The organism is Mediterraneibacter massiliensis, from assembly GCF_001487105.1.
Lineage (GTDB): Bacteria > Bacillota > Clostridia > Lachnospirales > Lachnospiraceae > Mediterraneibacter > Mediterraneibacter massiliensis.
In genome coordinates this window covers 321,970-336,628 of record NZ_LN913001.1, presented here as the reverse complement: position 1 = coordinate 336,628, position 14,659 = coordinate 321,970, and the positions used below count along the sequence as shown (strand labels likewise).

The following is a 14,659-nucleotide window of genomic DNA, read 5'->3' as shown; positions in this document are numbered from 1 at the left end:
CGGCAAAATATCTCCATTCTGCCCCAGATATCATGCTATACAATATCCAGCATAATATCTTTTTTTTCTATAATTTCTACCCACTCTTGTGTAATGTCCGTATCGGTGATTATACGGTCAAATATCTCCAAATCTGTTATAAACCACGGTTTTATCAATCCAAATTTACTTGAATCAACTAATAAGATCTTTTCTGCTCCTGTTTGAATCAATTCTCGTTTTATTGTCAGTTCATAACTATTCATCCCGGTAATCCCCATCGACTCATGCACGCCTGCTGCCGAAAGAAAAGCTTTCGTTGCACGCACTTTTTTTAACAATGCAATGCTTTCCTCACATTCAAACAAAGTTGTATCCGGATGGTAATATCCTCCGCCAAAAATAATCGAAACATTCGGATGATTACATACCTTATTTACAATGTTCAGGTTGCATGTAAAAACAGAAATTTTCTTATCCGGTCCTATATTATCCGCCAGACATTCTGTTGTGGATCCATTGTCAATGACAATACAATCATCATCATGTATCAGCGTCGCCGCATATCGTCCTATGCGTTCTTTTTCTTTTGCATGAAATGTAGTTGCCATAGACAATAAATATTTATCTGCCTCATCTGCTGCAGAAGCATTTAAAACAGCCACTCCGGGAATATCCAGTATAATTCCCTTTGCTTTAAGCATTTCCATATCTCTGCGAATCGTCATCTCAGAAACATCCAATAAGACCGCTAATTCTTTAATTGTCGCACTATTCCGTTTTTTCAGAATATCAACCACTTGATTCAATCGTTCTTCTTTTCTACTCACATTCTCTCCTACTCCCTGTTACAACCGTGCAGATCAAAGATCTTTCCCCATAAATTCTTATTTGATTATATCACGCTTTATAACTCTTTAAAAGCAGTGATTTACTTATTTCTCATATAATTTTCTATTGTTGTAACCACATTATCTACTGAAAATCCATACTTTTCAAATAGTTGTCCTGCCGGTGCAGACGCCCCGAATGTGTCCATTGTAACAAAGCAGCCATCAATTCCTGCATACTTGTACCATGGCATGCTGCAGCCCGCTTCTATCGCAACGCGTTTTTTCACATTTGCAGGAATTACGGATTCCTTATATTCTTTCGTCTGCTCCTCAAACAATTCCATACACGGCATACTTACTACTCTGGCTGAAATTCCTTGTTCTTCAAGTTTCTCCGCTGCTTCTACTGCAAGGCCTGCTTCTGAACCAGTTGCAAACATTAACAGATCTGCTTCCGATTTTTTCTCCTTTCTGAGCACATATCCTCCAAAAAGGGCATCTTTTGACGTCCCCGCAAGTACTGGAAGATTCTGTCTGGAAACCACAAGACACGTCGGCGTTCGTTTTGATGTCACTGCAGTATACCATGCCGCTTTTGTCTCGATTTCATCAGCAGGACGGAATACATACATGTTCGGCATGGAACGAAGCATTGCAAGCTGTTCTATCGGTTCATGTGTCGGTCCATCTTCCCCAACGCCGATACTGTCATGAGAAAGTACTGCGATCTGCGGAATCTGCATCAAAGAGGATAAGCGAAGCATAGGTTTCATATAGTCAACAAAAACAAAAAATGTAGCCGTATATGTTTTTAAACCACCATGCAGAAGCATTCCGTTCGCAATTGCAGTCATTCCAATTTCACGCACTCCAAAATGAATATTTCTTCCGTCAGGTGTTTCCTTAGAGAATTCCCCTGCTTCACTCATGATCGTTTTATTCGATGGTCCTAAATCAGCAGATCCTCCAACAAGATTTGGCATCTTATCTTTGATATAATTCAACGCCTTACCAGAAATACTTCTTGTAGCCTCTGCCTTTCCTTCTCTCTTCCAGAAATCAACGTCCTCGATCAAGTTATCTTCACGATCTTCATCAAACCAGCGCTCTAACTCTGCCTTTAAGTCCGGATATTCTCTTGCGTACTCTTCCATCATCGCATTCCAAACAGTTTCTTTTTCTTCACCCTGAGATGCCAATTCTTTGTAGAAATCATATACCTCATCCGGAATCTTAAAAGGCTCTTCACATGGCCAATTTAATGTTTTTCTTAAAATTTTTACGTTTTCTTCTCCAAGAGGTTCTCCATGCGCACAGGCTTTCCCCTCTTTTGCAGGAACACCATATCCAATCTTGGTAGTAATCTTAATAAAGGCTGGTTTATCCGATTCCTCTTTGGCTTTTTCTATTGCTCTTCCTACGGCTTCTATATCATTTCCATCTTGCACAGTATATGTACGAAAACCAAATGCCTCAAAACGTTTCGTCACATCTTCTGTAAACGCAAGATCTGTTCCTCCTTCTATAGTAATAGAGTTTGAATCATAAAGTACGATCAACTTTCCAAGCCCTAATGTTCCCGCAAGAGACATCACCTCAGATGAAATTCCTTCCATAAGACAGCCGTCTCCACACAAAACATAGGTATAATGGTCTATTACCGGATAATTTTCTTTGTTAAATTTCGCTGCAAGATGTTTCTCCGCCATAGCCATTCCTACCGCCATCCCCAATCCGGCTCCCAAAGGACCAGTTGTAGCTTCCACTCCAACCGTATGGCGATATTCCGGATGTCCTGGTGTAAGAGAATCAAGTTGACGGAACTGCTTTAAATCTTCCACACTTAATTCCCCATACCCGAAAAGATGAAGCAGCGAATACAACATAGCCGAACCATGTCCCGCCGATAAAATAAATCTATCCCGATTCATCCATTTAGGATTTTTAGGATTATGGGACATGTGATGCGCCCATAACTCATATGCAATAGGAGCTGCTCCCAAAGGAAGCCCCGGATGTCCTGATTTTGCCTTTTGAATTGCGTCAGCCGACAAAATTCTTATGGCATTTATTGCTGTTTGCTCTTTCATGCTAACTTCTCCTTTTTCTTTTTCATTTTCACAGTACCTTTCAGTTTCCGCTTCATCATATAAGAACTAACCGCAAGTGCCGCGATTGCAAGCATATATGGGAACATGCTGATAATGGATGGGGAAATATCCATCCCCATAAGTTCGATTCGGATTCCGATCGCCTCTGCAAGTCCAAACAATAAAGATACCAGTGATGCAAATATTGGATGTGATCCACCAAATACATAGGCTGTAAATGCTGTAAAACCACGTCCTTGGATCATATTTTCCGAGAACTGGGATACGGAAATTGTAGATAAATAGGCTCCTGCAAGTCCTGACAGTGCTCCAGATATCAAAATCACTTTCCATTTGACCAGTTCTGGTTTTATACCTGCTGTTCTTGCTGCTACATCCGATTCCCCAACTGCACAAACTGCAAGTCCTGTTTTTGTGCGGAACAACATAATGAAAATAGCAATGATCAATAGTACCGTAAAATACGTCACGATACTCTGCCCGCTAATACATTTCAAAATAGGAATATCTTTAATGATCGGAATTTGGATCATCGGTAATTTATTTATTTTATCTGGCGCAAATGCACCCTGCACTCCAAAAATAGCTCTCAGAAGATAGGATGTTAAACCTGCGCCTAACGTATTCATCGCAATAGAAGCGATAATATTATCTGCTTTAAATTTCGTAACAAACAAGCCGAAAAGCGCGCTGTATAATGCGCCTACCAGGATTGCTGCCAAAAGTCCCATCCAAACACTGCCTCCTGAAAACTGCACTGCCGCAACTGCCGCAAAAGCGCCCACGAGAGCAAACCCTTCCATAGCAATGTTAAATACGCCCGCTCTGTCACACAACAGACCGCCAAGAGCCATGAGCATCAAAGGAGTCGCAATCCTGATCATGGATGCTAAAGTATCTGTAATAACTGCTACATTCATACCGTTTTTCCTCCTTTATTCTCAGATTTTTTTGCTGCAATTGCTTTTTTTATCTTCGGAAGCACAAATTTTGCTCCAATCGTCAAGAATATAATACCTGTTACAATATCCGTAACTGCTGACGGCACATCGGTGATACGTTCCATATTGATACCGCCATTATGAAGAGCTCCAAAGAAAGCGCCTGAAAAGAACACACCGATCGGATTATTATTTGCCAAGAGCGAGACAACAATTCCTGTCATACCAAAATCAGGGTTGAAACCAGCAAGCAGTCTATGCTGTACTGCCGTCACTTCTATTGCACCGATAATCCCTCCAATAGCGCCGCTGATCGCCATAACCTGAATGATCGTTTTTTTAGGCTTCATACCAGAATATCTCGCAAGTACTGGATTCGAACCAACGATCTTGATCTCATGACCAAATGATGTTTTAAAAAATACAAATGCTAACACCACCATTACGATGATCGCGATATAAAATCCTATATTAGCAGAAGATGGATGGAGCCAGGAAAGCCGCGGCAGCCAAGTATTTTCCGGAAGGACCGCACTTGCGTTTAAGTTGGTTCCTTCTGCCGGGTCTCTAAGAGGGCCCGTTACCAGATATTCAATAAATAATTCTGCAATAAAATTCAGCAGCAAAGTGGATACTATTTCATTTGTATTCAGATACACTTTCATAAGAGCCGGTATCATCGCAAATGCGGCGCCTGCAAGCATAGCCGCAAAAAATACAACTACAACAGATACTCCCTGATTAAGATCAACGGGAAGATTCACCGCCACTGCTGTTGCTGCCGCCGCTCCCATGTACAGCTGGCCGTCAACGCCCAGATTAAACACTTTCGCTTTATATGTCACACATACTGCAAGACCGGCAAGAGCTAACGGTGTCATCCAACGGATCGTACCTGCAATGTCCGAAGTCATACTGTTCCATATACCACGTATAATAGCAAACGGATCGTAGTCAGAAGCTGCAAGGAAGATTGTCGCAAGCAACAGAGCTACAATGATCAAGCCTACTTGCTTGCCCACTATTCCAAGAGCCGAAATAATTTTACTTTTTTTCTTATTCTCCATTGCTCTCACCACCTTTTTCCTGTCTCTTTGCACCGGTCATATATACTGCGATCTTTCTTTCATCTGCCTCTCCCCTTAAGAATTCTGCCATAATTTCCCCTTCATACATAACAAGAATTCTATCAGAAAGAGATAATATTTCATCTAATTCAGCGCTTACAAGAAGAACACCTCTGTCTGAGTCACGAACTTCTACAATTTTCTTATGAATAGATTCAATGGCTCCGATATCTACTCCTCTTGTCGGCTGTGCTGCTATCAAAAGATCCGGATTTGCCTCCATCTCCCTTGCAAAAATTACTTTCTGCATATTTCCGCCTGACAATGTCCCCAACTGATAATCAGAGTCAGGGGTTTTTACGCCAAAGTCTCTGCATAATTGTTCAGACATATCATGTAATTTTCCACTGTTTAAAATCCCCATTTTACAATATGGTTTCTGATAATATCTGTTTAAGATAAGATTATCTCTGATCGTGCAATCTTTTGCACTTCCCATTTTCAAACGATCTTCCGGTATATGCGACATTCCGTCTTCTCTACGTTTTCTTACGGAATACTCGGTTATGTCTTCACCTTTGAACAGCACTTTCCCCTCTGTTGGTTTGAGCATCCCTGAAATCGTTTCGATCAGCTCTGTCTGTCCATTTCCCTCTACTCCTGCGATTCCGACAATTTCTCCTCTATGCACTTTGAGATCTACACCTCTAAGCGCCGGAAGCCCTCTCTGATTGAGCGCTTTCAAGCCCTCAACTTCAAGCACAGTTTCTCCTGGATCATATTCTTTTCTGGGGATCTCTAAATTTACTTTACGGCCAACCATCATATTAGACAGACCATCTGTATGTGCTTCTGCTGTGTCGAGCGCACCTGTTACAAGACCTTTACGCATTACAACGATTTTATCCGTAATAGCCATAACTTCTCTCAATTTATGCGTGATAAAAATAATTGCACAGCCCTGCGCTTTTAATTGTTTTAATACAACTAACAGTTTATCTGTCTCCGTCGGTGTCAAGACTGCCGTCGGTTCATCCATGATCAGCACTTTTGCATCCCTGTAAAGCGCTTTGATTATCTCGACTCGCTGCTTTTCACCTACTGACAGCTGGTAGATCTTCTCATCAAGATTGACCGGAAGATCATACTTTTTCATGATCTCTTCTATTTTTTCTTTCGCCGTTTTCACGTCGATCAAGCCGTTTTTTGTCGGCGTATTTCCAAGAATAATATTCTGAAGTACGGTCAGATTTGGCATCAGCATGAAATGCTGATGCACCATTCCTATCCCTAATTTTATCGCCATATTAGGAGACTGGATTCGTACTTTTTTTCCAAACAATCTGATCTCACCGATATCCGGTTCTGTCATACCGTAAAGCATGTTCATCATAGTAGATTTTCCCGCTCCGTTTTCTCCGATCAAGCCAAGTATCTGCCCTTCATCTACACGCAAAGATACATTGTCTGTCGCAACCACACCGGGATAAAATTTAGATATATTCAACATTTCTACTGCTGTTGCCATAAGTCCACCCTCTTTTTATCTCTTCAGTTTTGCACTCAGTTTAACTTCCCCTGATTCATCCCACTCCTGAAGTATTTTCATTGCTTCAGCTGCTGCCAAACAAGCTTTTTCTTCACCGCCGTTGTCTCCCCATCTGTCGAGAACACGGTTAGAAATCACAGAAAGAATTGCTCCCATTCTCATTCCGTGAAGATACCCTACAACAAGCTGACCGGATGTCTCCATTTCAATATTCGTAACACCGGCTGATTGCAGGTCCGGAATGATTTTTTCTGCAAATGACGGCCAGTATCCTGATCCATCTTCATTCAGAGGTCTTCCTTGTCCGATATAAAAGGAACCAACCGTATAATCCAGACCAAGTCCGTATCTAAAACCAAGTCTTTCACACGCCTCGATCAGCGCCATTACAACATAAGGATTTGCAAACGCCGGAAATTCTGGCTCTACATATGTAGCAGACGTCCCATCTTTTCTATATGCCGCAACCGGTATGATCAAATCTCCAAGATCAAACTCTGGTACGATACACCCTGTTGTGCCCACACGAATGCAGGTATGAACGCCTAATGTATTTAACTCGTGAAGACAAATCTCTGAACTCGGACCTCCGATTCCTGTTGATGTACAAGCTAATTCTGCGCCTTTATATGTTCCTGTTACTGTTTTATATTCTCTGTAGGATGCAACTTCTTTTACATTTTCCCAATTTTTAGCTATTTTAACGGTTCTTTCTGGCGCTCCAGGTAATATTACGTACGGTGGTACGTCTCCCTTTTTCAACTGAAGATGATACACCCCTTCATTCTCTGCTTTTGGAGCCGATGCCCTGTTTACATTTTCTTCCATGTCAGTTCTCCTTCCACTGCTATGCGTGTTCAGCCTCTTTTGTATCTGTGTCTTATAGACGTCCCCGCCATATTGTGTATATACACGCAAGCGGGGACTATTTACATATGATTTTTATTTACCGTATGTTGTCTTTATTCTGTCCCAGCTTGGTACTTCTGTGTCAAACGGGATCTCGAGACTTCCGTCTTTGATCTGTTCCTCTAAGCTCTGAGCATCTGCGATCGCTGCTTTCATGACTTCGCTGTACTCTTCATTTGCATCTGCAAATCTATTGAAAGAATCCCAATCCATAAAGTATCCACCATTTGTAAGATCACGGATACCATGTGTTCCACCTTCAAAGTTGTCGTTGATCAGCATTTCAATTGCTTTATATGCTGTATCCCCAAAACCGATTCCTTCGATTCCATAGAAGCCTTCATATGCATCATAATAATCTGTAATTTCACCTGCGCAGAGAATACCGGCATCCTTACTTGCTTCTACAACACCTGCATTTGAGGCGCCAGAATCTGTCTGAAGCACATCACATCCCTGAGAAATCATAGCGCTTGCAATTTCTTTTGCCTTAGCCGGATCTTCATAACTTCCTACATAGGCGAACTCAACTGTTGCCTCTGGATTAGCTGCAAGAACTCCCATCATAAAACCATTACCCTCAGCATTCGGCGTTGGCTCTTCTCCACCAACGATGAACCCTACATGGTTAGCTTTTGTAAGTTTACCAGCAATATATCCGCCAAGGTAGAATGCGCCTTCACCATGGAACTCTGTATCCCAGACATTTTCAAACTTTTCGTCTCCCTGATTGATCATCTGGAAAACGCCTGCAAATTTAGTATCCGGATACTCCTGTGAAACAAGCTTTGTAGCATCTGTCATATACGGATATGTAGTTACGATCAGATCATATCCTGCATCTGCCATCGCACGAACATCTTCTTCAAACTTAGATGCTTCAGCTGATTCCAGTTTCTTGATTTCCACTCCAAAATCCTCTGCTGCCTGGTCTGCACCTTTTGCAAGATCGTCCATGGAAGCTTTGTCTCCGAATTTCTGGTTAACAACGAGCGCTACTTTATACTGCTTTTCTCCGTTGTCTGCTTTGTCGGATCCTTGGTCAGCCTTGTCTTTTCCGCCACCACATCCTGCTACCATACTCATAACGAGCGCTGCTGTCAGTAACATTGATAAAACTTTTTTCTTCATAATAATTACCCTTCCTTTCCTTTTTCATGCTACTGTTTCTGTAAATAATCCGCTATTTTCTCCGAAGCGGCTTTTACCTTATTCATGATTTCTTCTACCTTCACTGTAAGAAGTTCTCCATTTGATACAACATGTCTGCCATTAACGAACACATCTGTAACATCTTGTCCTGTTGCATTAAAAACAATTGCTGATGTTACATTTTCATTTACTCCCATACGAATTGGCTGCATATGTGGAGTATTCGTTTCAATCAGAAGAAGATCTGCTTTCTTTCCTTCTTCAATTGTACCCATCTCTTTTTCTAATCCAAAGCACTTCGCCCCATTGATCGTTGCCATATCCAATATTTCTTTCTTTGTAAGGCTTCGTATTCCACTATTGATGGTATGCAGAAGTGACATTCCTTTCATTTCACGGAAAATATCATTCGAATTGTTCCACATACTTCCATCCGTTCCTAAGCAGACTGTAACCCCCTGCTTTACCATTTCCGGAATAGGCGCTATGCCATCACAGATCTTCATCTCACAAAGAGGTGTATTCACAACTTTTGTGTCTGTTTCCTTTAATTGCTTAACTTCTTCATCAGTCGCATAAACAACATGGGAACCTATCACATCACTCCCAAGAAGGTCAGTCCCATACAAATAATCAATGGCAGTCGTGTTATATCTTTCTCTTACTATGTCTCTTCGCCAAGTATTTTCCGCTAAGTGGCATGTAAGTTTCATGCCATGCTTTCGGGCGATCTCAAGAATTCTTTTTAAACGTTCTGTCTTGTAATCTTCTTCAGATATTCCACCAAGTATTGGCAATATTCCATTCTTTTGGCACACTTCCCCGTATGCTTCCAAAAATGCATCTGAAACAAAATCATCCGGTCTTACGAAACTCACTCTTATATCTTCTGCAAGAGCTCCTTTAATTCCCGTCTCAACCATTGCCTTAACAGAATCTTCCCCAAGCCCCCAATACATGTTCTCCATTATAAATGTCGTACCAGAAAGAAGTGCTTCGCAATATGTTAATTGCCTGGAATAATAACGATCTTCATCACTTATGAGCGTATAAAACCACTCGGTATCGGCAAATTTTTCATTCTGTTCAAGAAGTGTAAGGTCATCGCCCAATCCTCTTGCCAGTGTCATATCCCCGTGGCAATGTGCATTCACAAGTCCCGGCATAAGAATCTTGCCAGTACCGTCGATCCATTCCTCGCAGTCCTCTTTCTCCAAACTTCCTGTTACGACTTTCTCGATCCTGTCCCCTCTGATAGCAACCGAACCGATAAATGGCTCGTATCCATTATGCCCGGAAACAATGATCGCGCCACTGATACCCATTTCGTATTTCATACTTTCCTCCCCAAAACACTTGATTCCGTATTACATGGAAAGTCTGTAAATTGCTTCTACATCATCTGCATCCAGTGCTTTTAATCCTCCTATAGAGCCGAATCGACATGCGTCCTCCGCCATCTGACGTATCTTTTCATCATTTTCCACGCCAAGATCTGCTAATGTTACCGGACCTCCCATGGAATGGAAGAATTCCGCCATTTTTTCGATTCCTTCAAGCGCTGTTTTTTCTTGATCATAGAGATCAATTTCTATTCCAAATACTCGATTAGCAAACTGTACAAATCTAGGCAGATTGTCCTTATATACATATCTTGCCCAATTCGGGAACAAAACGGAAAGCGTTGCCCCATGTACACAATTGTACTGTGCTCCTAATTGTACTCCTATTGTATGCGTTGCCCAATCCTGATTCCGTCCTGTCGCGAGAAGTCCATTATGCGCCACAACTGATGTCCACATAAGCTCTGCTCTGGCATTATAATCTTTGAGATCTTTCATAAGCGCTTTTGCGTTGACGAGGATCGATTTCATGACACCCTCGCACAAATAATCTGTCAGATAGGTGTTTACAGAGCTTGAAAAATATCTTTCCAATACATGTGAAAACATGTCAATAATTCCAAATACTGTTTGTCTTTTCGGAACCGTAAGTGTCAGATCCGGGTTCATCAATGTAAATACCGGTCTGATAAAATCCGCCATAACATCTGCGCTCTCGCCTGTTTCCGGATTCTTGATGACACTTCCGTTACTTCCTTCACTTCCTGTTGCGGGAAGAGTCATGATCGTTCCTACCGGAAGTGAACCTGTCGGGACCGCCTTCTTGCTATAAAAATCCCAAACATCCCCATCATATTTTGCTCCAATTCCAACTGCTTTTGCTGTATCTATGACACTTCCTCCTCCAGCAGCCAAAATGCAGCCAATATTATGTTTCTTACATAACTCAATACCTTTACGAACAAGATCGACCTTCGGATTTGGTTCAACTCCCGGCAATTCATAACACGTAACTCCCGCCTCTTCAAGAGCCTTCGTTATTCTTGCATGAAGTCCTGACTCATATGTAAAACTATCTCCATAATGAACAAAAAGGACATTATCAGAAATCTTTTTCACTTCGCTGCCACACAACAAATCTGCATCTTTCTCCAGAATAAATTTAGTAGGTGACATAAATTCAAAATTGTCCATATTTCCTCCTGTCTGCTATTCTACAATTTCCTTAAGGAACGATGTCCCTGCTGAAAATTCATAGCCAAAATACTCTGCCACAGTTGCCGCTATATCTGCAAATGTCTCCCGCACTCCAAGATTTACTCCTTTTCGGAGATTTTTTCCATACACCAGAATAGGAATATGTTCCCGTGTATGATCCGTCCCCGGTGTCGTCGGATCACATCCATGGTCAGCTGTAACGATTAAAATATCATCTTCCTTAAGTTTATCCATCATATCCGGAAGATACTTATCAAAATATTCTAAGGCCTCTGCATATCCATTCGGATTGTTTCTATGCCCATATAACATATCAAAATCTACAAGGTTCACAAAAAGCAATCCGTCATAATCTGTATCCAGATACTTTAATGTCGCCTGTATTCCTTCTCTATTATTTTTGGTATGATCTATCTTTGTGATTCCTCTTCGATTAAATATATCCTCTATCTTTCCTACGGCAATTACATCTTTTCCTTTTTCTTTCAAAAGGTCTAATACCGTTTCTCCCGGAGGATCGACCGAGAAATCTTTTCTATTTTCTGTACGGTAATAATTTCCGCTCTCGCCTGTGAAAGGTCTGCATATCACCCTGCTTACTGTATCGTCACCCGTCAGAAGTTCTCTTGCGATCCGGCAGATTTCATACTGCCGCTCCAGCGGGATAACACTTTCATGCATTGCGATCTGCATTAAACTATCTGCCGAAAGATAGACAATAGGATAGCCCGTTCGAACATGCTCATCTCCCAGCACTTGGATAATTTCTGTTCCTGATGCAGGATAATTTCCAATTACTTTTGTTCCGATCCGCTTTTCCAGCTCAGAAATTATTCTTGGTGGGAACTCGTCTCCAAACACTTTAAACGGGGTTTCTACTACAAGTCCCGCAATCTCAAAATGTCCGTTTGTTGTATCTTTGGCTTTTCCTCTCTCCCGAGATTTACCAAAGCAACCTATCGGATCCCCGATTGGCTTCAACCCTGTATCCTCTATATTAAATAAACCAAGATTTTTCAAATTCGGAATAGTCATTCCACCAACATATTCATCCACATGGCGAATTGTGTTCGTCCCCGCATCGCCAAACTCTGCTGCGTCAGGAAGTTCTCCGACTCCACAACTATCCAATACGATCAAAGCAATTCTTGACATAAGCGCCTCCTTTTCACTCTGACTATTCTGCTGCCATTAAAGAAGCCCTGGACCATTTCCCTCTTCCCATGCAAATACTTCCCATACATTTCCTTCATGATCCTGGAAATATGCTGCACGTGAGCCAAATGGATATGTTGTAGGGGGTGTAAGACAATTTACTCCGTTTCCGATCAGTTCTTCAGCAATATCATCAACATCCTGAAGTTCTGGCACTTTAACCGCTATCATGAAATGATGCCCGTCACCGTCAATATATTTGTGATCTACAACCTCGCAAAGTCCCTTTTTCTCCCATAATGTCACCGCAGTTCCATGAAATTCAAACTCAGCATAATTCGCATGTTCTGGATCTGGCTGAAGTCTCTTTATTTTAAAGCCGAATTTTTCTGTATAAAACTTCAACGCCCCCTGAAAATCTTTCACAAACAAACAAATATCATTAATGTATGTAAGCTTATCAAGTTTGCTCATCTATTTTCCTCCTTTATCACTTTAACGAGTGATATTGCTTATTTTCATACCAATTTCTAAATAAAACTGTCATCCAACCACTGGCCAGTCCCAATACACAATACAGCATTTCTATCATTGAGGTCTGTATGATCGTAATTCCCTCTACGTAATTATAAATCCCATAGAACGCTCCAGCTCCCACAAAAAATGTTGCTACATCACTAATGTAGAACGGGGCATACTCAAAATACATCATGATCGGAACAATGATAAGTGCTGTAACAGGAATAGCAAATATTCCCAGTCCGCCCAGTATACCGCCCATCTTGAGCATGACTATCGCAAATACGATTCCCATAAAATATCCAGCTAAACCTTTTAACCCTTTTTTCACAGTACTTCCTAAGAGAAAATACAATGCCCAGCTTTGAAAAGCTACAAACACAAACCCTTTTGTTCCTCCCGAAACGAATCGCGCTCCAATCAGCTGATCAACAAGTTGGAGTAAGAAAGATTGAAGACCAACATATACAGCAAATACAAAAAAACGGGTCTTGCTCATCTTTTATTTTTCCTCCTATCAATGTTCAAAAAGGCGCCAATTAGCATTGGCGCCTTTCTAAATCTTATTTCTCACCATTTGCTGCATTCATAAATCTTCTTTGATATGTAATGATCTGTGGTGCTGAAGTATTCTGCGCAAGATATGCCGGTTCTGTTGTGATAACGATCTTATCCGTCATGTCCTGGAACTCTGGCTCTGTCATTAACTTATCAAGTTCCGGATACATTCTTGATCCTTCAATACTACAGATGATCAATCTTGTGTCTTCCAGGTTTGAGTTGCGAAGCATTCTCAGGTTATGTCTCACACCATCCATGCCGTCAAAGCCTTCTTTTTCATTAATCTTTCTATATTCTATAGTCTCTCTGGCGATTTTTTCTACAAGGCGAAGATCTGCATCTTCATCATTTTTAGAAAGAATATCCCACTGGATCATAAATGCCCTAAGATCTTTCAGGAATCTTTCATCAAATGTCTTCTGGTAAGCTGTTAAAAGTCCATTAATATATGTTGTCACTCCAAAACGCTGGCGTACAAAGCTATTGATAAAGTATGGTTTTGCTTGAAGAGCCATTCCTGTCTGCCATGGTTCAAACATCAGCGTATAGTTGATCCGGAAACCATGTTCTTTCATCTTAAGAGCCAGATTATGTCCTCTTAAATAATCTGCCGTATTAGCCTGATTCCAACGTGTGGAAAGACGCTTGTCCCCTTCCAGCAACTGACCCACGTTCTGTGCATTAACCGGACCCGTATGCGGAATCTTAAGAACCATTCTATAATCAGAGAACATTTCACGGAATTCTTCTGCTTCCTCCAAAATCTGCTTCTCATCCGCAAACGGATTATTAACTTCAACACTGATGTCACATCCTGGTCCCAATATATCCGCGATTTCTTTCATAACTTCATTTCTTGTTTTGAATTTATGTCCAACATTGGCCTCAGGATTGTTAATAAACAGGTCATAAATAATACCCGGGTTACATGTTAAATTACCAATAAGATTTTTGATCGGTTCAACTTCATACGGGTTCGCTGTATCTGCTGAATAGATAAATTTAGTAGGTCTTTTCTTTCCGTTCTTATCATATGAAATATTTCGAACAAGGTCAATCTCTAAATAGCGATTTTCTTTCATATTATATTCAATTTTAAAACCTGCCGGTGTTTCTCCTTCCGGTACATGAAAAAGATCGATCACGTCTTTAAACCTTGCGCTTACACCGATATAATCAATTGTTTTCTGAAGGAACTCGAATTCTTCAAAGCTAATACTTTGGTGAAGAGCTCTTCTTACATAACTTTCGTCCTGTGATACGATCTGAATATTCCCACCCACAAGTGATGCTAATGTATAATTAACAGTCTGCATAATAAC

13 protein-coding genes are annotated in these 14,659 nt (G+C 41.1%); all 13 read right to left on the bottom strand.

The window, feature by feature from the left end; translation table 11 throughout:
* Positions 1-35: 35 nt before the first annotated feature.
* Positions 36-809, bottom strand: coding sequence for a DeoR/GlpR family DNA-binding transcription regulator (locus tag BN3282_RS05750; protein ID WP_059067393.1), 774 nt, complete (start codon positions 807-809; stop codon positions 36-38).
* 101 nt (positions 810-910) lie between these two features.
* Positions 911-2,902 (bottom strand): transketolase, encoded by a 1,992-nt coding sequence (gene tkt, locus BN3282_RS05745; protein WP_059067391.1) that lies wholly within the window; start codon positions 2,900-2,902, stop codon positions 911-913.
* Positions 2,899-3,843: an ABC transporter permease gene (locus BN3282_RS05740; RefSeq protein ID WP_059067389.1), complete on the bottom strand. Its 945-nt coding sequence runs from the start codon at positions 3,841-3,843 to the stop codon at positions 2,899-2,901. The genes tkt and BN3282_RS05740 overlap by 4 nt, the downstream gene beginning before the upstream one ends.
* Complete coding sequence (locus BN3282_RS05735; protein ID WP_059067387.1) at positions 3,840-4,931, bottom strand: ABC transporter permease; 1,092 nt, start codon at positions 4,929-4,931, stop codon at positions 3,840-3,842. Before BN3282_RS05735 ends, BN3282_RS05740 begins: the two co-directional genes overlap by 4 nt.
* The gene (locus tag BN3282_RS05730; protein ID WP_059067385.1) at positions 4,921-6,459 is read right to left on the bottom strand and encodes an ABC transporter ATP-binding protein; all 1,539 of its coding nucleotides are present in this window, start codon (positions 6,457-6,459) and stop codon (positions 4,921-4,923) included. The genes BN3282_RS05735 and BN3282_RS05730 overlap by 11 nt, the downstream gene beginning before the upstream one ends.
* 15 nt (positions 6,460-6,474) lie before the next feature.
* A complete protein-coding gene (locus BN3282_RS05725; protein WP_059067383.1) occupies positions 6,475-7,308 on the bottom strand; it encodes a nucleoside phosphorylase in 834 nt (277 codons plus the stop codon).
* 114 nt (positions 7,309-7,422) lie between these two features.
* Entirely contained in the window at positions 7,423-8,520 is a 1,098-nt protein-coding gene (locus tag BN3282_RS05720) for a BMP family ABC transporter substrate-binding protein (protein WP_059067380.1), read from the bottom strand.
* Positions 8,521-8,549: 29 nt separating this feature from the next.
* Entirely contained in the window at positions 8,550-9,878 is a 1,329-nt protein-coding gene (locus tag BN3282_RS05715; protein ID WP_059067377.1) for an amidohydrolase family protein, read from the bottom strand.
* Positions 9,879-9,908: 30 nt separating this feature from the next.
* Positions 9,909-11,078, bottom strand: coding sequence for an iron-containing alcohol dehydrogenase (locus tag BN3282_RS05710; RefSeq protein ID WP_059067375.1), 1,170 nt, complete (start codon positions 11,076-11,078; stop codon positions 9,909-9,911).
* Between the two features lie 15 nt (positions 11,079-11,093).
* A complete protein-coding gene (locus BN3282_RS05705; protein ID WP_059067373.1) occupies positions 11,094-12,257 on the bottom strand; it encodes a phosphopentomutase in 1,164 nt (387 codons plus the stop codon).
* 36 nt (positions 12,258-12,293) lie between these two features.
* Positions 12,294-12,731: a VOC family protein gene (locus BN3282_RS05700; RefSeq protein ID WP_059067370.1), complete on the bottom strand. Its 438-nt coding sequence runs from the start codon at positions 12,729-12,731 to the stop codon at positions 12,294-12,296.
* A gap of 16 nt (positions 12,732-12,747) precedes the next feature.
* Entirely contained in the window at positions 12,748-13,275 is a 528-nt protein-coding gene (locus BN3282_RS05695) for a DUF1097 family protein (protein WP_059067368.1), read from the bottom strand.
* 64 nt (positions 13,276-13,339) lie between these two features.
* Positions 13,340-14,653, bottom strand: coding sequence for a transaldolase family protein (locus BN3282_RS05690; RefSeq protein ID WP_059067366.1), 1,314 nt, complete (start codon positions 14,651-14,653; stop codon positions 13,340-13,342).
* Positions 14,654-14,659: the final 6 nt, after the last annotated feature.

What these genes read in the sequence shown, in the direction of transcription:
- BN3282_RS05715 (WP_059067377.1), bottom strand. Translation starts at nt 9,878, where the DNA reads ATGAAATACGAAATGGGTATCAGTGGCGCGATCATTGTTTCCGGGCAT.
- BN3282_RS05700 (WP_059067370.1), bottom strand. Translation starts at nt 12,731, where the DNA reads ATGAGCAAACTTGATAAGCTTACATACATTAATGATATTTGTTTGTTT.
- BN3282_RS05710 (WP_059067375.1), bottom strand. Translation starts at nt 11,078, where the DNA reads ATGGACAATTTTGAATTTATGTCACCTACTAAATTTATTCTGGAGAAA.
- BN3282_RS05695 (WP_059067368.1), bottom strand. Translation starts at nt 13,275, where the DNA reads ATGAGCAAGACCCGTTTTTTTGTATTTGCTGTATATGTTGGTCTTCAA.
- BN3282_RS05690 (WP_059067366.1), bottom strand. Translation starts at nt 14,653, where the DNA reads ATGCAGACTGTTAATTATACATTAGCATCACTTGTGGGTGGGAATATT.
- BN3282_RS05705 (WP_059067373.1), bottom strand. Translation starts at nt 12,257, where the DNA reads ATGTCAAGAATTGCTTTGATCGTATTGGATAGTTGTGGAGTCGGAGAA.
- BN3282_RS05735 (WP_059067387.1), bottom strand. Translation starts at nt 4,931, where the DNA reads ATGGAGAATAAGAAAAAAAGTAAAATTATTTCGGCTCTTGGAATAGTG.
- BN3282_RS05720 (WP_059067380.1), bottom strand. Translation starts at nt 8,520, where the DNA reads ATGAAGAAAAAAGTTTTATCAATGTTACTGACAGCAGCGCTCGTTATG.
- BN3282_RS05730 (WP_059067385.1), bottom strand. Translation starts at nt 6,459, where the DNA reads ATGGCAACAGCAGTAGAAATGTTGAATATATCTAAATTTTATCCCGGT.
- BN3282_RS05740 (WP_059067389.1), bottom strand. Translation starts at nt 3,843, where the DNA reads ATGAATGTAGCAGTTATTACAGATACTTTAGCATCCATGATCAGGATT.
- BN3282_RS05725 (WP_059067383.1), bottom strand. Translation starts at nt 7,308, where the DNA reads ATGGAAGAAAATGTAAACAGGGCATCGGCTCCAAAAGCAGAGAATGAA.
- tkt (WP_059067391.1), bottom strand. Translation starts at nt 2,902, where the DNA reads ATGAAAGAGCAAACAGCAATAAATGCCATAAGAATTTTGTCGGCTGAC.